General features: G+C 67.4%; 23 protein-coding genes. 11 read left to right on the forward strand and 12 right to left on the reverse strand.

Annotation, left to right across the window (positions count from 1 at the left end):
• Both VFW69_RS02230 and VFW69_RS02235 read left to right on the forward strand, forming a co-directional pair.
• Positions 1 to 169, forward strand: a 169-nt coding sequence (locus tag VFW69_RS02230) for an HVA1 family protein (protein WP_526497771.1), incomplete at its 5' end; no start/stop codon positions are given.
• A 352-nt stretch (positions 170 to 521) separates the two neighbouring features.
• On the forward strand, positions 522 to 1,094 hold the full coding sequence (locus tag VFW69_RS02235) for a MarR family winged helix-turn-helix transcriptional regulator (protein ID WP_526497731.1): 573 nt from the start codon (positions 522 to 524) through the stop codon (positions 1,092 to 1,094).
• Here the strand turns inward: VFW69_RS02235 and VFW69_RS02240 are convergent.
• Positions 1,091 to 2,341 carry a glycosyltransferase gene (locus VFW69_RS02240; protein ID WP_526497733.1) on the reverse strand — a complete coding sequence of 417 codons (1,251 nt, stop codon included), beginning with the start codon at positions 2,339 to 2,341 and terminating at the stop codon, positions 1,091 to 1,093. The genes VFW69_RS02235 and VFW69_RS02240 overlap by 4 nt on opposite strands.
• An 11-nt stretch (positions 2,342 to 2,352) precedes the next feature.
• Entirely contained in the window at positions 2,353 to 3,399 is a 1,047-nt protein-coding gene (gene fni, locus VFW69_RS02245; protein WP_526497735.1) for a type 2 isopentenyl-diphosphate Delta-isomerase, read from the reverse strand.
• Positions 3,400 to 3,546: 147 nt separating this feature from the next.
• Here fni and VFW69_RS02250 point away from each other — a divergent pair, with 147 nt between their 5' ends.
• From VFW69_RS02250 to VFW69_RS02265, 4 genes are all read left to right on the forward strand, one after another.
• Complete coding sequence (locus VFW69_RS02250; protein WP_526497773.1) at positions 3,547 to 5,640, forward strand: MMPL family transporter; 2,094 nt, start codon at positions 3,547 to 3,549, stop codon at positions 5,638 to 5,640.
• Positions 5,637 to 6,116: a TspO/MBR family protein gene (locus VFW69_RS02255; RefSeq protein ID WP_526497737.1), complete on the forward strand. Its 480-nt coding sequence runs from the start codon at positions 5,637 to 5,639 to the stop codon at positions 6,114 to 6,116. The genes VFW69_RS02250 and VFW69_RS02255 overlap by 4 nt, the downstream gene beginning before the upstream one ends.
• Before the next feature lie 3 nt (positions 6,117 to 6,119).
• On the forward strand, positions 6,120 to 7,448 hold the full coding sequence (locus tag VFW69_RS02260; RefSeq protein WP_526497739.1) for a cryptochrome/photolyase family protein: 1,329 nt from the start codon (positions 6,120 to 6,122) through the stop codon (positions 7,446 to 7,448).
• Between the two features lie 257 nt (positions 7,449 to 7,705).
• Positions 7,706 to 8,260 (forward strand): anti-apoptotic protein, encoded by a 555-nt coding sequence (locus VFW69_RS02265; RefSeq protein ID WP_526497741.1) that lies wholly within the window; start codon positions 7,706 to 7,708, stop codon positions 8,258 to 8,260.
• On the opposite strand, the gene VFW69_RS02270 is transcribed toward VFW69_RS02265, so the two are convergent.
• The gene (locus tag VFW69_RS02270; RefSeq protein ID WP_526497743.1) at positions 8,257 to 8,994 is read right to left on the reverse strand and encodes an acyltransferase; all 738 of its coding nucleotides are present in this window, start codon (positions 8,992 to 8,994) and stop codon (positions 8,257 to 8,259) included. The genes VFW69_RS02265 and VFW69_RS02270 overlap by 4 nt on opposite strands.
• A gap of 135 nt (positions 8,995 to 9,129) precedes the next feature.
• On the opposite strand from VFW69_RS02270, the gene VFW69_RS02275 reads away from it, so the two are divergent.
• Both VFW69_RS02275 and VFW69_RS02280 read left to right on the forward strand, forming a co-directional pair.
• Positions 9,130 to 10,452 (forward strand): BamB-related PQQ repeat family beta-propellar protein, encoded by a 1,323-nt coding sequence (locus VFW69_RS02275; protein ID WP_526497745.1) that lies wholly within the window; start codon positions 9,130 to 9,132, stop codon positions 10,450 to 10,452.
• An 18-nt stretch (positions 10,453 to 10,470) separates the two neighbouring features.
• Positions 10,471 to 10,863: a hypothetical protein gene (locus VFW69_RS02280; protein WP_526497747.1), complete on the forward strand. Its 393-nt coding sequence runs from the start codon at positions 10,471 to 10,473 to the stop codon at positions 10,861 to 10,863.
• Between the two features lie 3 nt (positions 10,864 to 10,866).
• On the opposite strand, the gene VFW69_RS02285 is transcribed toward VFW69_RS02280, so the two are convergent.
• The 8 genes from VFW69_RS02285 to ctaD all read right to left on the reverse strand — a co-directional run bounded on the left by VFW69_RS02285 (position 10,867) and on the right by ctaD (position 19,268).
• On the reverse strand, positions 10,867 to 11,550 hold the full coding sequence (locus VFW69_RS02285) for an esterase (RefSeq protein WP_526497749.1): 684 nt from the start codon (positions 11,548 to 11,550) through the stop codon (positions 10,867 to 10,869).
• A 70-nt stretch (positions 11,551 to 11,620) separates the two neighbouring features.
• On the reverse strand, positions 11,621 to 12,850 hold the full coding sequence (locus VFW69_RS02290) for a THUMP-like domain-containing protein (RefSeq protein WP_526497775.1): 1,230 nt from the start codon (positions 12,848 to 12,850) through the stop codon (positions 11,621 to 11,623).
• Complete coding sequence (locus VFW69_RS02295; RefSeq protein ID WP_526497751.1) at positions 12,808 to 13,779, reverse strand: class I SAM-dependent methyltransferase; 972 nt, start codon at positions 13,777 to 13,779, stop codon at positions 12,808 to 12,810. The genes VFW69_RS02290 and VFW69_RS02295 overlap by 43 nt, the downstream gene beginning before the upstream one ends.
• Before the next feature lie 10 nt (positions 13,780 to 13,789).
• Positions 13,790 to 14,554: an enoyl-CoA hydratase gene (locus VFW69_RS02300; RefSeq protein WP_526497753.1), complete on the reverse strand. Its 765-nt coding sequence runs from the start codon at positions 14,552 to 14,554 to the stop codon at positions 13,790 to 13,792.
• A complete protein-coding gene (locus VFW69_RS02305; protein WP_526497755.1) occupies positions 14,551 to 15,369 on the reverse strand; it encodes an NUDIX hydrolase in 819 nt (272 codons plus the stop codon). The genes VFW69_RS02300 and VFW69_RS02305 overlap by 4 nt, the downstream gene beginning before the upstream one ends.
• Positions 15,366 to 16,208: an ABC transporter ATP-binding protein gene (locus VFW69_RS02310; RefSeq protein ID WP_526497757.1), complete on the reverse strand. Its 843-nt coding sequence runs from the start codon at positions 16,206 to 16,208 to the stop codon at positions 15,366 to 15,368. Before VFW69_RS02310 ends, VFW69_RS02305 begins: the two co-directional genes overlap by 4 nt.
• Before the next feature lie 45 nt (positions 16,209 to 16,253).
• Positions 16,254 to 17,492 (reverse strand): phosphoserine phosphatase SerB, encoded by a 1,239-nt coding sequence (gene serB, locus VFW69_RS02315; protein ID WP_526497759.1) that lies wholly within the window; start codon positions 17,490 to 17,492, stop codon positions 16,254 to 16,256.
• 15 nt (positions 17,493 to 17,507) lie between these two features.
• The gene (ctaD, locus tag VFW69_RS02320) at positions 17,508 to 19,268 is read right to left on the reverse strand and encodes an aa3-type cytochrome oxidase subunit I (RefSeq protein WP_526497761.1); all 1,761 of its coding nucleotides are present in this window, start codon (positions 19,266 to 19,268) and stop codon (positions 17,508 to 17,510) included.
• Between the two features lie 230 nt (positions 19,269 to 19,498).
• Here ctaD and VFW69_RS02325 point away from each other — a divergent pair, with 230 nt between their 5' ends.
• Positions 19,499 to 20,605, forward strand: a complete 1,107-nt coding sequence (locus tag VFW69_RS02325) for an iron-siderophore ABC transporter substrate-binding protein (protein ID WP_526497763.1) — start codon at positions 19,499 to 19,501, stop codon at positions 20,603 to 20,605.
• A gap of 120 nt (positions 20,606 to 20,725) precedes the next feature.
• Positions 20,726 to 21,766, forward strand: a complete 1,041-nt coding sequence (locus tag VFW69_RS02330; RefSeq protein WP_526497765.1) for an NAD(P)-dependent alcohol dehydrogenase — start codon at positions 20,726 to 20,728, stop codon at positions 21,764 to 21,766.
• Positions 21,767 to 21,789: 23 nt separating this feature from the next.
• Here VFW69_RS02330 and VFW69_RS02335 read toward each other — a convergent pair whose 3' ends face one another.
• Positions 21,790 to 22,212: a DUF3349 domain-containing protein gene (locus VFW69_RS02335; RefSeq protein ID WP_526497767.1), complete on the reverse strand. Its 423-nt coding sequence runs from the start codon at positions 22,210 to 22,212 to the stop codon at positions 21,790 to 21,792.
• Positions 22,213 to 22,464: 252 nt separating this feature from the next.
• Between VFW69_RS02335 and VFW69_RS02340 the strand changes: the two genes are divergently transcribed.
• Positions 22,465 to 22,791 carry a hypothetical protein gene (locus VFW69_RS02340; protein WP_526497769.1) on the forward strand — a complete coding sequence of 109 codons (327 nt, stop codon included), beginning with the start codon at positions 22,465 to 22,467 and terminating at the stop codon, positions 22,789 to 22,791.
• Positions 22,792 to 22,964 lie beyond the last annotated feature (173 nt).

The raw sequence follows: 22,964 nt of genomic DNA on the forward strand, positions 1-22,964 counted from the left end.
CCACGGCACCACTGTCCGGGGCACGGTCGAGGGCAAAATCACCTCCGATGCCGAAGCCGCTGGACGTACGGTGCGGGCGTCCAAAGACGAGCCGCAGTACAAGGTGCGCAGCGACAAGACGGGCGCGGACGCGGTGCACAAGCCAGAGGCACTACGTCGCGCAAAGTGACGCGCGTCAACAGGATCCACGCGGACTTACCGGTCGGCTACGCCAAACGCCACCTGGCGCAACGTCCGCACGGCAACATCGGCGAGAGCCCGTGGCGATACTCCTTGATGAACTGGGGCCACGACCCCGCAAAGTCCTGATAGTGCCTGCCGGGTGCGGCCAAGCCGCCGCTACCTGCCGCGGGTGCCGTAGGCTGAGTGCCACCGATCGCACCGCGAACGCTGCGGGCGTGTTTGCACTCAGCGTTTGCCCGAAATGGGCTACAAAGGAGAAACGCCCGAGCGTTTCGCCGGCCGCGATCAGCGGTCGCCGATACGCTGGCCGGCGTATCTTGCAAGAAGGATGCGGGTAAGTGACCAAGCGCGCCGCCGCTGACCGGCGATTAGACCGGGCCGAACTCGAGAAACTGATGTCGGCCGACATGCGCGCGATCACTGCGCAGTCCGACCGCATCGGCCGGCACTTCGCCCGCCAAAACGATGTCAGCGGCACCGACTTCCACGCGTTGCTGCACATCATGGTTGCCGAAACCGCCGGAGAACCGTTGACCGCGGCACGGTTACGACGGCGCATGGACGTGTCACCGGCCGCCATCACCTATCTCGTCGATCGCATGATCGACGCCGGCCACGTCCGGCGCGAGCCCGATCCCCAGGACCGGCGCAAGACCCTGCTTCGCTACGAGAAACCGGGGATGGCCCTGGCCCGGTCGTTTTTCACTCCCCTTGGCGCCGAACTACATACCGCGCTGGCCGCCCTTCCCGATCGTGACCTTGCGGCGGCACATCGGGTGTTCACGTCGATGATCGAGGCAATGGCGGGTTTCGAATCCCGACTCGCCGCAACCAGTTCAAAAGCGTCCGCCGCCGAGCCGAAGCGCCCGACGGCGAAAGGCCGTCGCAGTCCGGCGAAACGCGGCGACTAGTGAACCGGCCGCTCGGCAACGCAGCCCAGTAGCCGCTGCTCGATCAGGTCGGCACCGCGGCCAGCGCCTCCCGTGGCGGCGAATCCGGCGGCCACCCGTCGCGCGCCGTCGACCATCGTCATCGCCTCGCGCACCTTAGCCTTCAGCCGCGCCGCGGTGAGCCTGTTGGCGGCCAGGCGGGTACCGCAATGGGCAACCTCCACCCGCCGCGCGACCTCGGCCTGGTCGCGCGCGAAGGGCACGACGCAGACCGGTACGCCGCGATCGAGGGCCTTCAGCGTCGTGCCCATCCCCCCATGCGTGATGGCGCAGCTGGCCTTGTCGAGTATGGCGCCGTGCGGCACGAATCGGCGGATGGTCGCGTTCGCGGGCCGCGGCAGATCGGCGGGTATACCCGCCGGGAACGTCGCCACCACATGGACATCCTCATCGGCCAGCGCTCGCAAGGCGATTCGTCCCAGGACCTCGTCGGCCTGCCGCAGCGAGGAGGTGTTCACCAGCACCATCGGACGATCGATGGCGTCGATCCACCGCGGTGTCGCCGTCGTTGTGGGCTCGAATACGCAGGCGCCGATATGGTGCACCAGGCCGGCCCATCCGGAGTGCGGGTATTCGAACGGCTCACCGCCCACGGCTAACACCAGGGGCGCGCGCCGTATGAAGCCGTCCACCGATGTCACCGGTGGCACGCCCAGCTCAGACCGAATGGCGTTGATGCGGGGCAACATTGGCCGGTCGAACACGTGCGTGACGATCGATCGCACCCCGGCATCACGGATGTAGCCGGCAACGCCAGGTAGCGGACGCATTCCGGGACCGAAAGGTGGCACTCCACGGGAGCGCAGGTACGGGGTGAACGGTGAGAAGAGCAGCCACGGGATGTTCCCCGCGTCCGCGACCGACAAAGCCCCCCAGCAGTTCGCATCCACGATGAGCGCATCCGGTCGGATCGCGTCCACCGCACGCCGAAAGTCGTCGACTTCCAGCACCGCTCGCCGGCACAGCACGTCGATCGTTGACTTCAGCACTCCCAGGGCGTTTCGTGCCTGCCAGTCGTTCCCTGCAATGGCTTCGATCGCCGGGTCAACCGGCTCGGTGTGCACGCCGGCCGATCGCATCGTCGAGACGCCGGCCGACATGGTGCGAAGATGAACGTCATGGCCGCGCCGGGTCAGCTCGGCCAGCAGCGCCCCCATCGGCAGCAGATGCCCCAACGCAGGCGACCCGTACGCCAGGATGACAGCCACGTCGCGCGTACCTAGTGCATGCCGATGAGGTCGACATCGCGCAGGTCCGCCAGCTTTGCGGCGCCACTGCCGTGCAGGCAGATTCGAAGCTCGTCGATGAACGGCTGCAGCCAATCGACTACGGCCGCAGTTGATTCAATCGCGGCGGGCAGCAGCGGCCGTGCTATCGCCACCACATCGGCACCCAAGGCGATCGCCTTGGCCGCATCCATACCGGTACGGATACCACCGGAGGCCACCAATGGGATCGCCGGCAGAACCTCACGCACCTCCACGATGGCGCGGGCGGTGGGGATACCCCAATCAGCCAGGTGCGGATAACGCAGTTCGCCGTATCGCACGAACTGCTCCACCCGCGACCACGATGTGCCACCGGCACCCGCGACGTCGATTCCGGCGACCGGCAATTCGCCCTCAGCCCCGACGAGCTCCGCGGCCGCCGCGCCACCGATCCCGTGGCCGACCTCCTTGAGCAGCACCGGATAGTCAATGGTGTCGGCCGCCTCGCGCAACCGGCTCAGCGACCCGGAGAAATCCGTGTCACCGTTGTGCTGCATCGCTTCCTGGAGCGGATTGGTATGCACGGCAAGCGCATCGGCGCCCACCCGGTCGAGGGCCTTCACCAGATCCGGCACCGCGGTCTTCGTCAACTGAGCCAGGCCGATGTTGCCGAACAGCAAGACATCCGGGGCCACATCGCGCACTGTGAAACTCTGGGCGGCGCGCTCCCCGAGCGCACTGTCCAGCATGATCCGCTGCGAACCCAGCATCATGCCCAGACCCAGCTGCTGGGCGGCCGCGGCCAGATTGCGGTTGATCGTCCGGGACAACTCGGCGCCCCCGGTCATCGCACCGATGAGTATCGGAGACCGCAGGTTGACGCCGAAAAAGCCGGTGGACAACTCGATGTCGCCCAGATTTGTCTGAGTCAGCGCGTTGTACGGCAATTCGTAGCGATCCAGCCCAGTGGTGACGCCCTCATAGCCGACCGGCTCGTTCAGGCAGACGTCGATGTGCCGCCGCTTGCGGCGCTTCATCTCCCTTCGGTCAGCGGTCATCGAAGGTACCCCTGGCATCCGACGCTGCTCCCGCCCCGCATTCATAATGTCCATAGTGCCCCCTGTTGCGCACCGCAGGCCCTGCCGCCTGGCGATGCGTCATTTCAGTTGATTAATGTTTAACAAACTGAAAGGGTTGTGTTCGTGATGTGGGATTCCGTGGCCGCCGCTGTGACGGGCCGGCGTTCCTGGCTGCTCGCGCTGGTCACGGCCCTGCTGGGTGTCGCATTCATGGTTCTCATCGGCGCCAATGCCGCCGCCGGCCAATCGCCGCAGTCCATTCCACTCGATTCGCAATCGGCGCAGGTCGACGCCCTGGCCAAGCAGTTTCCCGGGGGTGACAAAGCCCCACTGATAGTGGTGGTCAGCCGCACCGATGGTGGGGTCCTCAGTCCGTCCGATATCGCCGCCGCCCAGGCCGCGCTAAATCGAGTGCAGGCGGCCCAGCCCGGAGCGATCGCGGTACCTCTGACGCCGTCGCGGGACGCACAGGCCGCCCTCGGCGTGGCGCCGATCAGCGCCAACCTGTCCGGGCTTGCCCTGGGCGACGCGGTCGCCGCACTGCGCACGGCCGCGGCCAATGGTCTGCCCGCAGACCTGCAGGCTCACGTGACCGGCGGCCCGGCGTTCGGCGCCGACATCGCCAGCGCCTTCACAGGCGCCAACATCACCCTGCTCGCGGTGACGACGTCGGTGGTGGCACTGCTGCTGATCGCCACCTACCGCTCCCCGGTGCTGTGGCTGGTCCCGCTGCTCGTGGTTGGCTTCGCCGATCGCGTGGCCGCGGCGGTCGGCACGGCGGTGGCGTCGCTGACCGGGTTGAGCTTCGACGGCGCCACTTCCGGGATCACCAGCGTGCTCGTTTTCGGTGCCGGCACCAATTACGCGCTGTTGTTGATTTCTCGCTATCGCCAAGAACTCCGGCGCCATTCCGGGCACCGCGCCGCGTTGCGTCGAGCCGTGCGCAGGGCGGGGCCGGCCATCGTCGCCAGCAATGCCACCGTGGTGCTGGCGCTCCTGACTCTGCTGTTCGCGTCCACGCCGAGCACCCGCAGCCTGGGCGCGTTGGCGGCGTGCGGCCTGGTGGTTGCCGCGATTTCGGTGCTGGCGCTCCTGCCCCCGCTGCTGGCCGTCTGCGGCCGGCGATTGTTTTGGCCTTTCATCCCGCACGCCGGGGACGACGAGACCCTGGATTCCGGCGGCTGGCATCGCGTCGCGCAATGGGTGGGCGGGCGACCCGCACTGGTCGCGACTGTCGCGATCGCGGTGCTGGCTGCCCTGGGCACAGGCTTGTTCGGAACTCGGATCGGCTTGTCGCAGACCGAGCAGTTCCGGATACGCGCGGATTCGGTAACCGGTTACAACGTTGTGGCCGAACATTTTCCGGCCGGCGTGGCCAACCCGACACTGGTCGTCAGCGCAGGCGATCACGCTTCACCGGTGCAGCAGGCAATAACGTCCACCCCCGGCGTCGTGTCGGTGAGCGAATCCGGCCGATCGGGATCCGGGCTGACGAAGTGGTCGGTGGTGATCGACGCACCGCCCTCGTCAAAGCAGGCCTTCAGCATCGTTGCCGCGCTGCGAGATTCGACACGGGCCGCCGACCCCCACGCCCTGGTGGGCGGCGCCGACGCACAGGCCCTGGACGTTCGTGATGCGGCCACGCATGACCGGGTGCTGCTGATCCCGGCGATCCTGACCGTCATCCTCATCGTCCTTTACCTGCTGCTGCGGTCGGCCCTCGCGCCACCGACGCTGCTGGCCGCAACGATTCTGGGCGCGCTGGCGGCGCTGGGCGTGGGCGGCTGGGCGAGCCTGCACGTCTTCGGCTTCCCGGCGCTGGACAACACCACGCCGTTGTTCGCCTTCCTGTTCTTGGCGGCCCTCGGCGTGGACTACACGATTTTCTTGGTCACCCGGGCCCGCGAGGAAGCCGCGCAGTACGGCGCCCGCGGGGGGATGGTGCGCGCGGTGTCGGCGACCGGGGGCGTAATCACCAGCGCGGGAATCGTCTTGGCCGCGGTGTTCTGCGTTCTCGGGGTATTGCCACTGATCGTCCTGACCCAATTGGGGATCATCGTAGGCCTGGGAATCTTGCTCGACACCTTCGTGGTGCGCACGCTGGTCATCCCGGCCCTGTTCGCCCTCATCGGCGACCGGATCTGGTGGCCCACCCACCCTGACCCCAAACCCGTTGAGCAACAAGCTGACCGGAAACAACCAGAGCGGAGCACACTGTGAACAGGTCGATACTGGCGGCGACCAGCCTGGCCGTCGCCGCAGCCGCCGGCACCGGAAGCATCGCCAGCAGCAACGCCATTCCCCGGTGGTACTCACAACTTCGCAAGCCCTCCTACCAGCCACCCCGTGCCGCCTTCCCCACCGTGTGGACCGCGCTCTACGGTGACATCGCGGCCGCGTCGGCGGTAACTCTCGACCGGTTTCGCGCGACGGGGCAGCATGACAAGGCACGCAACTACACCGTGGCGCTGGCGGTGAACCTGCTCCTCAACGCCGGATGGAGTTGGCTGTTCTTCGGCTACCACAAACTCGGCGCGTCCGCGGTCGGCGCCGCGGCGCTGACGGCCAGCAGCACCGATCTGGCCAGACGCACGGCCCAAGCCACACCCCGCGGCGGGCTGGCACTGCTGCCCTACCCGCTGTGGTGTGGCTTCGCGACCATCCTGTCCACGCACATCTGGCGACTCAACCGCTAGATCATGCCGGCATTGTTGTGGTTTCGCCGCGATCTGCGGTTGCGTGACCATCCGGCGCTCATCGCCGCGGCCGAGAACGATGAGGTGCTCGCCTGCTTTGTGCTCGACCCACGCCTGGAAAAGTCGTCGGGACAACGCCGGCTGCAGTACCTGGGCGACTCGCTGCGGCGGCTGCGCGACGATCTTGACGGCCGGCTGCTGATCACCCGCGGGCAGCCCGACACGCAGATCCCGCGCATCGCTAAGGAGATCGGCGCGTCCTCGGTGCACATTTCCGAAGATTTCGCACCGTTCGGGAAGCGCCGCGACGAGCGGGTGCGCGCGGCACTGGATTCGGTGCCGCTGGTGGCGACGGGGTCGCCGTATCTGGTCTCGCCCGGCCGTGTCGCCAAGCCGGACGGCTCGCCCTACAAAGTGTTCACCCCGTTTCTGCGGCAGTGGCGCAAGACCGGCTGGCGCGAACCGGCGAAGTCGAACGCGAACTCCGCACGCTGGCTGGATCCGGCGCAGCTGCGGATCAAGCAGTGCGAGATCCCCGATCCCGGGTCCGCCCTCGAGCTAGCCGCGGGCGAGGCCGCCGCGCGAAAACAGTGGAAGTACTTCGTCGACAACGGATTACAGAGCTATACCGAGAACCGCAACAGGCCCGACCTGAACGGGACCAGCCGCATGTCGGCGTACCTGAAATTCGGCGCCATTCATCCCCGCACCCTGGTCGCCGCCCTGGATCCGCGCGGCAGCGGGGCGCAAGCCTTTCTGCGGGAGTTGGCCTTTCGCGACTTCTACGCCGACGTGCTGCACCACTGGCCCGCCAGCACCTGGCGCAACTGGAACAGCGATTTTGACGGCATCCAGACCGACACCGGCGCCGAGGCCAAACGCCGCTTCGAGGCGTGGAAAGCAGGCGAGACCGGTTTTCCCTTCGTCGACGCCGGAATGCGTCAACTGCGCGACACCGGCTTCATGCACAACCGGGTGCGGATGATCGTGGCCTCGTTTCTGGTCAAGGACCTTCACCTGCCGTGGCAATGGGGCGCCGAATGGTTCCTGGACCAGCTGGTGGACGGCGACATGGCGAACAACCAGCACGGCTGGCAGTGGTGTGCGGGCAGCGGTACCGATGCCGCGCCCTACTTCCGGGTGTTCAACCCGATCACGCAGGGCGAGAAGTTCGACCCGTCGGGCGATTACATCCGGCGCTGGGTACCCGAACTGCGCGCTGCCGACGAAGTACACCTGCGCAAGGGCGAGCGGCCGGACGGCTACCCGGCGCCCATCGTCGACCACGCCGCCGAGCGCACCGAGGCGCTGCGGCGCTACCGGAGCATCTGACTGCGGTTCGCCATCCCGGCGTCGGCGCCGGCACCGCGAACTGACGTGCGCCTTCTCCGACGTGCTAGCCCCCGCGCTCGCGGATTTCAAAACCGGTTTATGGTGCGGTGACGTTACTGATGTGACACGAGTGGCCTTTGGCGGGTCGGGAATGCAGCAACGGCCACACCGACCGTCAGATGTTTGCTGAATCGTCGCCCCCAAGCCGATCGGCCGTGGCAGGATCAGCCAATTCACCGTCATTCGGGGAGGCGACAATGAACAACTTCTTCACCATCCGGACGCTGCTGATTTCGGCCGCGGCGGCCGGCCTCGTCGCGGGCATCGGCGCCTGTTCGTGTTCCATCGGGTCCTCGCGCTCGGTGAGCAAGAGCGATGTCGCCGGCCAGATCACCGCCAAAATGACCGACGCGGCCGGCAACAAGCCCGAGTCGGTGAACTGCCCGAACGATCTGCCCGGGAAGGTCGGAGCACAGATCAACTGCGACATGAAGGTCAAAGACCGGCCCTTCAACGTCAACGTCACGGTGACCAGCGTCGATGGGAACGACGTCAAGTTCGACATGGTGGAGACCGTCGACAAGAACCAGGTCGCCAGCGCGATCAGCACCCAAGTGGGCCAGCAGGTGGGCAGAAAGCCGGATGCGGTCACCTGCCCCGACAACCTGAAAGGCGTTGCGGGCGCGACGTTACGGTGTCAGCTGACGGACGGCAAAGATAAGTACGGCGTGCTGGTGACCGTGACGGACGTCGACGCCGGCGACGTCAACTTCCATTTCAAGGTCGACGAGCAGCCGCAGGCCGCCGGCTAGTGGGCGGCCTTTTTGCGTTCGATGTCGGCTAGCGCCGCGGCCAGTTCGGCGCGTTGCGCGGCCGAACTCTCCCAGGCGAGCTGGCGGTTCTTGACCACCTTGGCCGGTGCGCCGACCGCGATGGAGTAGTCCGGGATGACCCCGCGGACCACCGCGTGAGACCCCAGCACGCAACCCCGTCCGACGGACGTGCCACGCAGCACCGATACCTTCACGCCCACCCAGGTGTCCGGGCCGATCCGGACCGGGGACTTGACGATGCCCTGGTCCTTGATCGGCATGTCGATGTTGTCCATGCGGTGGTCGAAATCGCAGACGTAGCACCAGTCGGCCATCAACACCGAATCGCCGAGCTCGACGTCGAGGTAGGCGTTGATGACGTTGTCGCGACCCAGCACCACCTTGTCGCCGAACCGCAGCGAGCCCTCATGCGCGCGGATGGTGTTCTTGTCGCCGATGTGCACCCACCGGCCGATCTCGAGCTGCGAGAGTTCGGGCGTCGCGTGGATCTCCACGCCTTTGCCGAGAAACACCATGCCGCGGGTGATGATGTGCGGGTTGGCCAGTTTGAACTTCAGCAGCCGCCAATAGCGCACCAGGTACCACGGTGTGTACGCGCGGTTGCGTAGCACCCATCTCAGCGAGGCCAGCGTGAGGAACTTGGCCTGGCGCGGGTCTCGGAGGTTCGATCCACGCCAGCGGCGGTGCACCGGGGCACCCCACATGCTCGTCATGGCCGGACAGCCTAACTCGGTCATATACGAGCCCGCGAACCGCCACGGGTTACCCTCACCTGTACTCGATTGCCGCCGAACGGCCGGGTCTGCCGCGAGCGGCCCGCCTCGCAAGAAGGATTTGGAAAACCGAAGGTGCTTGCCCGACAACTCGTCAGTGGGCTCCGGCGTTGGTCATCGGTAGTGCTGGCCGCTGTGCTCGCGGTCGTGCTCGGCGCCTGCGGCAATACCGACTCATGGGTCGACGCCTCGGCCGCGCAGGGCTGGGCCGCGCAGTACGCCGACGCCGCCAACAGCAGCTACACCAACACCGGCGGGGCCACCAAGCTCTCGCTGCAGTGGACCCGGTCGGTGAAGGGAAGCCTGGGCGCCGGACCGGCGCTGAGCGCGCGCGGTTATCTGGCCGTCAACGCTCAGACCTCGGCGGGATGCTCGCTGATGGAGTGGGAGAACAACGACAACGGGCGGCAGCGCTGGTGCGTGCGCCTGGCCCAGGGCGGCGGCTTCGGCGGCCCGCTACTCGACGGTTTCGACAATCTCTACGTCGGCCAGCCCGGAGCGTTCCTGTCTTTCCCGGTGACGCAATGGACGCGGTGGCGCCAAGCGGTCATCGGCATGCCCACCACGCCGCGGTTCGTCGGGCAAGGCGAACTGCTCGTGGCCACGCACCTTGGCCAGGTGCTGGCCTTCGACTCTCATCGCGGCCAGGTGGTCGGCAGCCCACTCGACCTGGTCGACGGCGTCGACCCCACCGACGCCGCACGCGGGTTGGCCGATTGCGCGCCGGCCCGGCAGGGCTGTCCGGTCGCGGCCGCCCCCGCCTTCTCGGCCGCTAACGGGATGGTGGTGCTCGGCGTCTGGCAGCCCGGCGCTCCCGCCGCGGGTCTAGTGGGGCTGAAGTATCACCCCGGGCAGACGCCGCTGCTGACCCGCGAATGGACTAGCGACGCCGTGGGCGCCGGTGTCATCGCCAGCCCGGTGTTGTCGGCCGACGGGTCGACCGTCTACGTCAACGGTCGTGACCAACGACTGTGGGCGCTGCGTGCTGCCGACGCGAAAGTGAAATGGTCGGCGCCCCTGGGGTTCTTGGCACAGACGCCGCCCTCGGTCACCCCGCAGGGGTTGATCGTGGCCGGCGGCGGCCCCGATACGAAGCTGGTGGCGTTCAAGGATGCCGGTGATCACGCCGATCAGGCGTGGCGCCGCGACGACGTCCTGCCCCTATCGACGTCGAGCCTGGCCGGTACCGGCGTCGGCTACGCGGTGGCCAGCGGTCCACCGGCAAACGGCGCCCCAGGCATGTCGCTGCTCGTCTTCGATCCGGGCAGCGGCCGCACGCTGGACAGTTTTCCGATGCCGGCGGCCACCGGGTATCCGGTCGGGGTATCGGTCGGCACCGATCGCCGGGTGGTCGCGGCCACCAGCGACGGCCAGGTCTACGGTTTCGCGCCGGCCTGACGCGGACATACCTCTGAGGTGCCGATCGACGAGCCCGCGACGCCAGGCGTCGCGACAACCAACACCACAGCAAGCCCGCGGAGCAGCGCCGCCGACATCGTGGCCACATTGGTCTTGCTGGTCATCCACGGCGGCCTGTACACGGCGAGTTTTGTGCTGCTGGGCCTGCTCGTGATGACCACTGATCCCTGCGGGTACCAAAAATGCGGCGATCCCGCCTGGCTCGACCGGGCCATGGACCTGGGCACCTGGGGCGGGGCCGCCCTGTTGGTCATCGACATCGTGGTCGCCGTGTACTTCCTGGTGCGGCAGAAACGACGGGCCTTCATCATCCCGCTGATAGGTTGTGTCGCGCAGGTGGCGCTGGTGCTCGCCGCCGTGGCGATGGAGTTGCAGGCCGGACCGGTCTGAGCATCAGATCGCCAGCGGCGGAATGGCGTTGCGCGGTACCTGGGCCTGCAACGGCCCGGCGAGCGCCGGCAGCATCTCGCCCGGGGCGAAGTAGAAGATCAGCTGATCGTCGGTGATGGCGAAGTTCTGATAGTGCGTCGGGTCATGTCCCGTCGACGGCAAAACCGCGGCGCCCAAAGGGGTTTGACGTTGCAGGTCGCGCTGCACGATCGGGTAGATGGCGTCCAGCGGCGTAGCGCCCGGTAGGAACAGGTTGTCGAAGGTGATGGGCTGCTTGGTACCGAGGTTGTAATTGAACGCCTTGTACCAGATCGACGAGTGCGCTCCCCCGACGTCCTGGAAGAACTTGAGCACGACGCTTCGGGTGTTGTGCGGCGGCTGCCCGGCGAAGTGTTGCTCGGTGGTGGCCTCTAGCTGGTAGGGCTGGTCACGCCCCCCGGAACTCTGCGCCACGGCGACGAAGCCGTTCCGGTTCTGGGTGATGTAGTCGGCCAGCGCCTGTCCGTCGGGATAGTCGGCGGGAAAGCTCATGTTGAGCATGTAGTTGGGTCCGGTGGCGGGCAGATGGCACATCTGGCCGGTCTCAACGCTGCCGCCCAGGCTGGCGCACGACGGCGGCTCGGCCGCGGCCGGCCAGCCCACCAGGACCGCCGCCGCGAGCAGCGCAGCGGCTATCAGATAACGCATCGTGGAAGTGTCCTCGCAGACTAGCCAGGGCCGGTGCCCCGGGGAAGTGACGCCGCCAGCGTACCCGGCGCTATCGGGAGGGTTGGCAAACGAACGCCATCGCCCGGCTCGAGGTCCGTGCACCGATGCGGGCGATGACCACCGACAGCGACCGGCTCCCACGCAGCCGCATCCGTTTGCGCAACGCGTCCGGGTCTACCCGGACCCCGCGCACCAGGACCTCCAGCGACCCGCAGTCCAGCACCGATAGTGCCTGGCGGAGCCGACGTTCGTCGAAGACCAGTTGCTCGAGCACCTCGAAACCGCGGTCGGCCGCCGGCAGCCGATCGCCGGAGAGGTAGGCGATATCGGGATCAAGCTGCCACAGTCCATGCCGCGCGCCGTAGTGGCGCACCAGCCCGGACCGCACCACGGCGCCGTCCGGGTCGACGATCCACTGTCCGACCGGCCGCACCGCGCAGTCGTCGGGGTCGATGTCGGTGAGCTGCTCGCCGCGATCCAGGAGGTTGGCCCGCCGGCCCACGCCGGGATGCGCCAGTCCGGCCGACCACAGGCAGGCTTCTCGGACCGAGCCGCGATACGACGTCACCTCGATTTCTGCGTCGAAACCGAGACGTCGTACCTGGCCGAAATCGATTCCAGGAGCGCACTTTACGATGAATTCCCGGTCGCGGTAGGCGTCGAGCAGCGATCCCAGCCCGGGCTGGTAGTCGTCGATGCGCAGCCGCCGCCGACCCTCGACGCGCCGGGCCGGATCGACGACGAGAACGGCGTCGCGGGTGACCGGGCGCAGCGCGTCCGCACGGCAGATCCAGGCCGACTCCCCCGCGTTGTGGCGCGCCATCGACAGCCGCACCGGATCGATATCGCTGCCCACCGCGGTGACCCCGCAGACCCGCAGCGCGGCGAGCTCGGTGCCGATCGAACAGGTCGCGTCGTGCACGACGCCGCCGCCGGCGGCCAGCCGTCCGGCCCGGTGCAAGGCCACCGGCGCCGCGGTGGCCTGCTGCAGCGCCTCGTCGGTGAACAGCCAATCCGACACTCCCAGCTCGCTCAGCTTGTCGGCGGCGCGTCGGCGCAGTAAGACCGTCTCCACCAGCACCGGGGCCCGGTCGCCGAATTCGGCGCGCGCCGCGGCGATGTCGCCGACCCGGGTGTCGTCGGTCAGTTCGAGTTCGGCGACCGCCGCCAGGGCCGCAGCACCCGCGTGCGACCGCAGATAGCCGACATCGTTCGTGCTGAAGCGCAGCCCAGCGCTCAGGAGGGTTTGACCCCGGTCACCATCACGTTGTAGAACCAGCCCTTGGGCGCCACGTGCCGCCAGATGTTGGCGTCGACCCAGCTCAGTGTCTTCCAGCCGTTGAACGCGAATTTCGCCCAGCCCCAACCCAGGCGGCCGGGGGGCACCGTTGACTCGAAGGTGCGCACCGGCCAGCCGAACATCGCGGCGGTGAACTCTTCACTGGCGGTCGCGACCTGCATCGCGCCGGCGTTGGTGGCCATCCGCTCAAGGTCGCGCGGCTCGAAGGTGTGCAGGTCGACTATCCACTCCAAGGCGGCGGCACGCGAGTTCTCGTCAAGCTCGGCCTGCGGTCGGCGCCAGCTGTTAAGCCCGGGCAGCTTCACCGCGCGGATGGTGAGATTCCACGTCAGGTCCGCCAGCGTGCGGGCGTAGGTGTTACCAACGGTGGTCGGCTCGCCGGCGAAGACGAACCGGCCGCCGGGGCGCAGCACCCGGATCACCTCGCGCAGCGACAGCTCCACATCGGGAATGTGATGCAACACGGCGTGCCCCACGACCAGGTCGAAGGTGTTGTCCTCGTAGGGGATGCCCTCGGCGTCGGCGACCCGGCCGTCGATGTCGAGGCCCAGCGACTGCCCGTTGCGGGTGGCGACCTTGACCATGCCCGGCGACAGGTCGGTCACCGATCCGCGCCGGGCGACCCCGGACTGGATCAGGTTGAGCAGGAAAAACCCTGTGCCACAGCCCAATTCGAGGGCCCGGTCGTAGGGCAGCACGCGCAGGACCTCGTCCGGCACGATGGCGTCGAAGCGGCCCCGCGCGTAGTCGATGCAGCGCTGATCATAGGAGATCGACCACTTGTCGTCGTAACTCTCGGCTTCCCAGTCGTGGTAGAGCACCTGGGCCAGCTTGCTGTCGTGCCGGGCGGCTTCCACCTGCTCGGCGGTGGCGTGGGGCGTCGGAACGGCGTCGGTCGAACTGGTCATGCAGGGCAGCCTAACGGCCCCCGGGATCCGCCCTATCGCCACCGCCCTGACCAGCAGTGAACACCTCGACGTAGCGCCGGCGTTCGGCGGCGAGCCGCTCGTGCAGTCCCAGATCGAAGACGTCGTTGATCCCGGCCTTCGCGGCGGCCAGCGCCTGCCGTGGCCCGTCGAGAAAGCGGCGCGCCCACGCGGCGGCGGCGTCGTACACATCGTCGGGGGCCACCATTTCGTCGATGACGCCCAGCGCCAGGGCTTCCTCGGCGTCGAAGAAGCGGCCGCTGAACACCAGCTCCTTGGCCTTACTCGCGCCGACCACCCGGGTCAGGCGCGCCATCGCATCGCCTCCGGGCACCAGGCCGGCCAGGATTTCGGTCGCCCCGAACTTCACGTTGTCCCCGCCGATCCGCCAGTCGGCGGCCAGGGCCAGCGTGAGCCCGGCGCCCAACGCGTATCCGGTGATCGCGGCGACGGTCGGTTTGGGGATCGCCGCCACGGCGTCGACGGCTTCCTGCCGGACCCGTGCCACGCTCTCGGCCTCGGAGCCCCGCAGCGTCCGCAACTCGGGCATGTCGTCACCCGCGGAGAAGATCTCGTGGCCGCCGAAAAGGATCACCACTGCGACGTCGTCGCGCCGGCCCAATTCGTCGGCGGCCGCGATGACCTCCCGATAGACCTGGCGAGTCATCGCGTTCGTCGGGGGGCGCGAGAGCAGCAACATGGCCAGCCCGGCGTCCTGCGAGCCGTCGCTGACCACCACGCCGACGAACTCGCTCAATGCCGCCATCCCAGGCCGCCCGCTTCCCGCGCCTGGTGGTAGCGGTCGGAATCGAAGAACTCGAACACCCAGTTGTCGCCCTGGATCTCCAGGTGCGGCTGCACGGGCACGATCTGGCGTTCGAGGGCCAGCACGTCGGCGACGGTCCGCCCGGCCAGCGAGTCCAGCTGAGTCCAGGTCGGGGGCAGCAAGAAGCTGCGGCCGGCCGAGAAGTCGTCGATGGCCGCCTCCGGCGTCGTCCAGCCCGCCCGGTCCGATTCGGTGTTCTCCCCGTCGGCGCGCTGGCCCTGCGGCAGCGCACCCACGAAGAAGAAGGTGTCGTAACGCCGGGTGCGCTCGGCCTCCGGCGTCACCCAGTTGGCCCACGGCCGCAACAGATCCGAGCGCAACTCCAGGTTCTCCCGGCGCAGGAAGTCCGCGAAAGACAACGTCCCGTCGGCCAGCGCGCGCCGGGCCTCGCCGTAAACCGAAGCGTCGTCGACGATGCCGTCCGGGTCGCCGGCCGGTCCGGCGAACAGCACCCCGGACTCCTCGAACGTCTCGCGCGCCGCGGCGCAGACCAGCGCCTCAGCCAGATCGCGTTCTATGCCGAAGCGGTCGCCCCACCACTCCGGTGGCGGGCCTGCCCAGGCGATATCGGCGTTGCGGTCGCGGTCGTCGACACCGCCGCCGGGGAACACCATCGTCCCGGCGGCAAACTCCATCTTGGCGTGCCTGCGCATCAGGAAGACCGCGATGCCGCCCGGGTCGTCGCGAACCAGCATCACGGTCGCGGCCGGCCGTGCGACCAGCGGGGCTTCGTCGGGTGGCGTCATAGCGGCCTCCGGTGGGCTGCGCGGGTACGAATTCGCCGCGCGAAGTAGCGCCCGTCGACGACGTCGAGCGCGATCGCTTGGCCGAATGCGGTGGACAGGTTCTCCGAGGTCAGCACGTCGGTCAGCAATCCCGCGGCGACCACTTCGGCTTCCGAAAGCAGCATGCAGTGACTGAACCCGGGCGGGATCTCCTCGACGTGGTGGGTGACCAGCACCAGGGCGGGAGCCTCGGGGTCGGCGGCCAGGTCGGCCAGCCGCGCGACCAACTCCTCGCGACCGCCCAAATCCAGGCCGGCCGCGGGCTCGTCGAGCAGCAGCAGCTCGGGGTCGGTCATCAGCGCGCGGGCGATCAGCACCCGCTTGCGCTCGCCTTCCGACAGCGTTCCGTAGGTGCGGTCCGCGAGGTGCTCGGCGCCCAGGCTCTCCAGCATGTCGATCGCGCGCCGGTAGTCGACGTCCTCGTAGCGCTCCCGCCACCTGCCCAGCACCGCGTAGCCGGCCGAGACAACGAGATCGCGAACCACTTCGTCGGTGGGTATTCGCTGCGCCAAAGCCGACGAGCTGAGCCCGATCCGCGAGCGCAACTCGGTCACATCGACCCGGCCCAGTCGCTCGCCGAGCACGAAAGCGGTGCCGGACGAGGGATGTTCGGCCGCCGCGGCGATCCGCAGCAGCGAGGTCTTGCCGGCCCCGTTGGGCCCGACGATCACCCAGCGTTCGTCGAGTTCAACCGCCCAATCCAGCGGGCCGACCAAGACGTTGCCGCCGCGCCTTAGCAATACCTGCCTGAAGTCGAGCAGCAGATCGGGGTCGGCTGACTCGCTTCCGTTTTCGGGCACCCGACCATCGTGCCGTACCGCGACGCTCGAATACCTGCCGGGTCGCTACGGGTTGGGCGGGATCTCCACCCGGCGGACCTCGCCGTCGACCGCGTCGGCAGCCTCGATTTCGCCGCGGGTCACACCCAACAGGAGCAGCACCGTGTCCAGATAAGGATGGCTCAGCGACGCATCGGCGACCTCGCGCAGTGCGGGTTTGGCGTTGAACGCGATCCCCAATCCGGCCGCGGCCAGCATGTCGATGTCGTTGGCGCCGTCGCCCACCGCGACGGTCTGTGCCATCGGCACCCCGACTTGGTTTGCGAATTCCCTTAACGCCGAGGCTTTTCCGGCCCGGTCGACGATCGGCCCGATCACCCGGCCGGTGAGTGTGCCGTCGATGATCTCCAGCTCGTTGGCCGCGACATAGTCGATCATCAGCTCCTCGGCCAGCGGCTCGATGATCCCGCGGAACCCCCCGGACACCACTCCGCAGGCATAACCCAAGCGCCGCAAGGTCCGTAGCGTGGTGCGGGCGCCGGGCATCAATTCCAGCGCATCGGCGACCTCGTCGATCACGCTGGCGGGCAGACCCGCCAGCGTCGCCACCCGCTGCTCGAGCGACTGCGCGAAGTCCAGCTCGCCGCGCATCGCGGCGTCGGTGATTGCGGCGACCTTGCCCTCGGCGCCGGCCCTGGCCGCCAGCATCTCGATGACCTCGCCCTGTACCAGCGTCGAGTCGACGTCAAATACGATGAGCCGCTTGGCCCGTCGTTCCAGGCTGACGGCCTCGACCGCCACATCGACCTGTTGCTCGCTGGACACCCGGTTCAGGGCGGTCCGCAGCGCCCCGTCCGCGCCCGGCGGCACCGAGACCCGCAGCTCCAGGCCGATCACCGGATAGTCGGAAACACCGCGGATCAGGTCGATGTTGACGCCAAGACCCGCCACCTCATGGGCCACCGCGCCGAACGCACTGGCGGTGATGGGCCGGCCCAGCACGTAAATGGTGTGGGTCGAGGGCTCCCGCATGATGGGCACGTCGTTGCTGCGTTCGATGCTGACATCCAGGTCCAACTTGCGGATGGCCGATTCGACGTCATCGCGCAACTGCGCGCTGTCGGCGACCTCGGCCGGGCAGCACACCAGCACGCCCAGCGTCAGGCGGTGCCGGATCACCACCTGCTCGACGTTGAGCAGCTCGACTCCGTGCCCCGACAGCGCCTCCAACAGGTTCGCTGTCACGCCTGGTTGATCCACGCCGGTGACGGTGATCAGCACCGACACCTTCGGTGGTGAGTTCACTCCCGACAGCCGCCGCTACTGCTCGGCAGTCGACCGATCGGGTTCGGTTCGCGGACCGAAGCCCTTCGGCGATTCGAAAGCCGTGGCGTGGCGGCCGATATGCGCCTCGGCGCGAAGCCGCTCCACCATGTGTGGGTAGTGCAACTCGAATGCCGGTCGCTCCGAACGGATTCGGGGCAGCTCGGTGAAGTTGTGCCGCGGCGGCGGGCAGCTGGTCGCCCACTCAAGCGAGTTGCCGTAGCCCCACGGGTCGTCGACCGTGACGACCTCGCCGTAACGCCAGCTCTTGAAGACGTTCCAGACGAACGGGAACATCGACGCGCCCAGGATGAAGGCGCCTACCGTCGACGCGACGTTGTAGGGCTGGAAGCCGTCGCTGGGCAGGTAGTCGGCGTAGCGGCGCGGCATGCCCAGGTCGCCCAGCCAGTGCTGCACCAGGAAGGTGGTGTGGAACCCGATGAACGTCAACCAGAAGTGCAGCTTGCCCAGCCGCTCGTCAAGCAGCCGGCCGGTCATCTTCGGGAACCAGAAGTACACCCCGGCGAACGTGGCGAACACGATGGTGCCGAACAGCACGTAGTGGAAGTGCGCGACCACGAAATAGCTGTCGGTGACGTGGAAGTCCAGCGGCGGGCTGGCCAGCATCACACCGGTCAGCCCACCCAGCAGGAACGTGATGAGGAAGCCGACGCAGAACAGCATCGGCGTCTCAAAGGTGATCTGCCCCTTCCACATTGTGCCGATCCAGTTGAAGAACTTGATCCCGGTCGGCACCGCGATCAGATAGGTCATGAACGAGAAGAACGGCAGCAGAACGGCTCCGGTGGCGAACATGTGGTGCGCCCACACCGCGACCGACAGGGCGGCGATCGACAGGGTCGCGTACACCAGGGTGGTGTAACCGAAGACGGGCTTGCGCGAGAACACCGGGAAGATCTCGGTGACGATGCCGAAGAACGGCAGCGCGATGATGTACACCTCGGGATGGCCGAAGAACCAGAACAAGTGTTGCCACAACAGGACTCCGCCATTGGCGGCGTCGTAGACATGGGCGCCCAGATGTCGGTCGGCGGCCAGCCCGAACAGGGCCGCGGTCAGGATCGGGAACGCGATCAGGATCAGGATCGAGGTCACCAGGATGTTCCAGGTGAAGATCGGCATCCGGAACATGGTCATGCCGGGCGCGCGCATGCACACCACGGTGGTGATCATGTTGACCGCACCCAGGATGGTGCCCAGACCGGCGACGATCAGGCCGGTGATCCACAAATCTCCCCCGGCCCCGGGTGAATGCACGGCGTCGGATAGGGGCGTGTAGGCGGTCCAGCCGAAGTCGGCCGCCCCGCCCGGGACGATGAAGCCAGACGCCGCGATCAGCCCGCCGAACAGGAACAGCCAGAACGAGAACGCGTTCAGCCGCGGGAAGGCCACATCCGGGGCGCCGATTTGCAGCGGGAGCACCAAGTTGGCGAATCCGAACACCACCGGGGTGGCATACAGCAGCAGCATGATCGTGCCGTGCATGGTGAACAGCTGGTTGTACTGCTCGTTGGACAGGAACTGCAGCCCGGGGGCGGCCAGCTCGGTGCGCATCAGCAATGCCATCAGCCCGCCTATGAAGAAGAAGGCGAAGCAGGTGACCGTATACATGATGCCGATCATCTTGTGATCGGTGGTGGTGATCAGTTTGTAGACGAGGTTCCCTTTGGGGCCCATGCGGTCCGGGTACGGACGAACGGCCTCGAGTTCACCCAAGGGGGGCGCTTCGGCTGTCAACAGCTTCTCCAAACATCCAGATCGGACCCTGGCCCAAAATCAGTATTGAGACGAATCTTAGCCGTCGATCACGGCGCCGTCAGGGCTGGTCCTACAAACTGTCGTAAGTGGCTCACCGGTGCGGCGTGTTCGTCGGCGCGGCGCCGGGCGGGTCGGATCGTGGCGACCCGCTTCGCCCGGCTCCGCCGCGCTCGCGATCGCCACGCTGGCCGGATGTTAGCGTCTGATGCGTGTTGTTCGGCGTCATCAGACCGGCCCGGTCGGCCGTGGCGACCGTGGTGACGGCGGCGGTCATCCTGGCGTGCAGCGGCTGCGGATCCGACAAGCCCGCCGGCCAGACGCCGGCCCGTTCCCTGGTCACCCCCACCACCCAGATCGCGGGCGCCGGCGTGCTCGGAAACGACCGCCGCTCCGACGCCTCGTGCGCGCGGGACGCCGCCGCGGCCGATCCGGGCTCCTCGAAACGGCCGGTCCACAACGCCGCGGGCGTCGACCCGGACGTCGTGCAGGTGCCCGCCGACCCGCAGCGCATCGTGGTGCTCTCCGGCGACCAGCTCGACACGTTGTGCGCGCTGGGCCTGCAGTCGCGGGTGGTCGGCGCGGCGTTGCCGGACGGGTCCTCGAGTCAGCCCGCCTATCTGGGCGGCGCGGTGCGCGGCGTGCCCGGGGTCGGCACCCGCTCCCACCCGGATCCGAGGGCGATCGCCGCCACCCACCCTGACCTGATCCTGGGGTCGCAGGGGCTGACGCCGACGCTGTACCCGCAGCTGACCGCGATCGCCCCGACGGTGTTCACCGCAGCACCCGGCGCGGCGTGGCAGAACAACCTGCGCGCCGTCGGCGCCGCCACCGGCCGCGGCGCCGCGGTGAACTCGTTGATCAGCGGTTTTTCCCAGCGAGCCACCGACATCGGCGCGCGGCACGACGCCTCCCACTTCCAGGCGTCAATCGTGCAGCTGACCGCGGGCACGATCCGGGTGTACGGCGCCAACAACTTCCCGGCCACCGTGCTCGGTGCGGTCGGCGTGGACCGGCCGGCCCCCCAGCGATTCACCGACAAGCCCTACATCGAGATCGGGGCCAGCGACGCGGACCTGTCGAAGAATCCGGACCTTTCGATCGCCGACGCCGACGTGGTCTACGTGTCCTGCGACACCCCGGCCGCCGCCGATCGGGCCGCCACGATCCTGGACAGCAACCCGTGGCGCAAGCTGTCGGCCAACCATGACAACCGGGTCTACATCGTCAACAACGAGATATGGCAAGCCGGCGAGGGCCTGATCGCCGCCCGCGGCATCGTCGACGACCTGCGCCTGGTGAACGCCCCGATCAACTGACGGCGGCAGCCGAAAACGCATAATTCGTCATAACGTGATCTTCGCCCGCCCGTTGGCGGAATAACTATTACCTTAGCTAAACTTCTTTTTGATGACGTATCGAATCGAAGAGGGAATTTCATGAGCACAGTTTCGGCGTACGCGGCCACCTCGCCGACGGGACCGCTGACCAAGACCACCATCGAGCGGCGTGACCCGGGCCCGCACGACGTGGCTATCGACATCAAGTTCGCCGGAATCTGCCACTCCGATATTCACACGGCCAAAGGCGAATGGGGCACACCGCATTACCCGCTGGTCGTGGGCCACGAGATCGCCGGCGTCGTGACCGCAGTCGGCTCCGAAGTCACCAAGCACAAGGCGGGCGACCACGTCGGCGTCGGCTGCATGGTGAACTCCTGCGGCCAGTGCAGCAGTTGTAAGGCCGGCCTCGAGCAGTACTGCAGCCGGGGCACGACCTTCACCTACAACGCCACCGACAAGGACGGCACGACCACGCAGGGCGGCTACAGCCAGGCGATCGTCGTGGACGAAAACTTCGTCTTGCGCATCCCCGATTCGTTGCCGCTGGACAAGGCGGCGCCGCTGCTGTGCGCGGGCGTCACGCTATTCTCGCCGCTGCGCCACTGGAAAGCCGGCCAGGGCACCCGCCTGGCGATCATCGGCCTGGGCGGGCTGGGCCACATGGGCGTCAAGCTCGGCGCGGCGATGGGCGCCGAAGTGACGGTGCTGTCGCAATCACTGAAAAAGATGGAGGACGGACTGCGGCTGGGAGCCAAGCACTACTACGCCACCGCCGAGCGCGAGACCTTCAAGAAACTGCGCAACAGCTTCGACCTGATCCTGAACACCGTCTCGGCGAACCTGAACCTGAACGATTATCTGAGCCTGCTCGACGTCGACGGCACGCTCGTCGAATTGGGCATTCCCGAACACCCCATGGAGGTGGGCGCGTTCTCGCTGGCGCTGGCGCGCCGCAGCTTGTCCGGGTCGAACATCGGCGGCATCGCCGAGACCCAGGAGATGCTGGACTTCTGCGCCGAGCACGACGTGACGCCGGAAATCGAGCTCATCGAGCCCGACTACATCAACGAAGCCTACGAGCGCGTCCTGGCCAGCGACGTGCGCTACCGCTTCGTCATCGATATCTCGAAGCTGTAGGGCGCTAAGGGCGCTGATGCGCCCTAAAGCGGAAGGCCCGGAGCGCTGTTGGATGCTGCACTGCGCGCGGCGATCTCCGCGGCCTCACCCCACTCGTCACCGGGGATGACCTCGCTGACGTCGATGCCGGCCAGCGGCCACCCGACCGCGGCCAGCGTGGCGGCCACCCGGATGATGTTCTCCGGCCCCGCGTCGTAGTGCGTCATGTCGGAGATGAAATGGGCGATCTCTTCGCGGTCGATCACACCGTCAGCGATCGCCGAGGATCCATCCGCGGTGATGTTGTGCACCACCTCGGCGATCTGTTCTTCGGTCAGCGGGGTGCTGCGCAACAACGCCAGCAGCGGCACGCGGTCGGGCCCGGGGACCCCCTCGGGGTAGCCGGCGCGCAGCCAGCGCAGCACTGAGCGGCAGAAGTTGCTGGTATGAGAGGCGGCGGTATTCATCACCACAATAGTGTCAGGGCAGCCGTGTCGCCCGCGCTACCGCGGCGCAACTCCGTCCAGACAATTCACACCGCGTTTACCTGGATAGACCAGGCCTTCGTCGCGCACAAGCCCGCCCTGATTGACGTCTTGGTTGTCGAGTGCGGCGATCTGGCACACCAGCGCTCGCACGCAGAGCCACGGCGGGGCTACTTGTACTGGTCAGCATGGTTTTCATCGTTCGGCACCATTTCTTCGGAGTAGAGTCGAGCCATGACGACTCCGACGGCGAACAACCGGCCACCCATCTTTTCTCTGAGTGTGGGCAGCCAGGGCCATTCGGCACCTAGCGTTCCCACACCGTCAGATCCGGCCGAGTCGTTTCAACGCGGCCTCGGCGCGCGCTTACGGGAAATGGGCCTGGGCGTGCAGACCGAGCCCCTCCGGGAGATGCGCCTCCAAATGGGTCTGGACATGCAGGTTGTCTACGTGACGGTCCGTGTGCCGGTGGCCGGTGGCGTAACGCTGCGCTTGCCGGTGATGGCGACGTTCAAGCCCAGGATTTATTCGCCGACGCAGGCGCAACACCTATCCTCATAGCGTGCCGACGCCAAGTCGTGATCGAATACCTGATTCCGTTTTTCAAGGCACACCAACAGGGGGAACGAGCATCGCAGCCGAGTCGACCATGAGCGCGGGCGCATAGTGAGTGACCCCACTGGATCCAGCGGCGAAAGCATCGTCACGCAGGCCCTGAACGTGGGTATTGAAAT

This window comes from Mycobacterium sp. (assembly GCF_036273375.1).
GTDB lineage: Bacteria > Actinomycetota > Actinomycetes > Mycobacteriales > Mycobacteriaceae > Mycobacterium.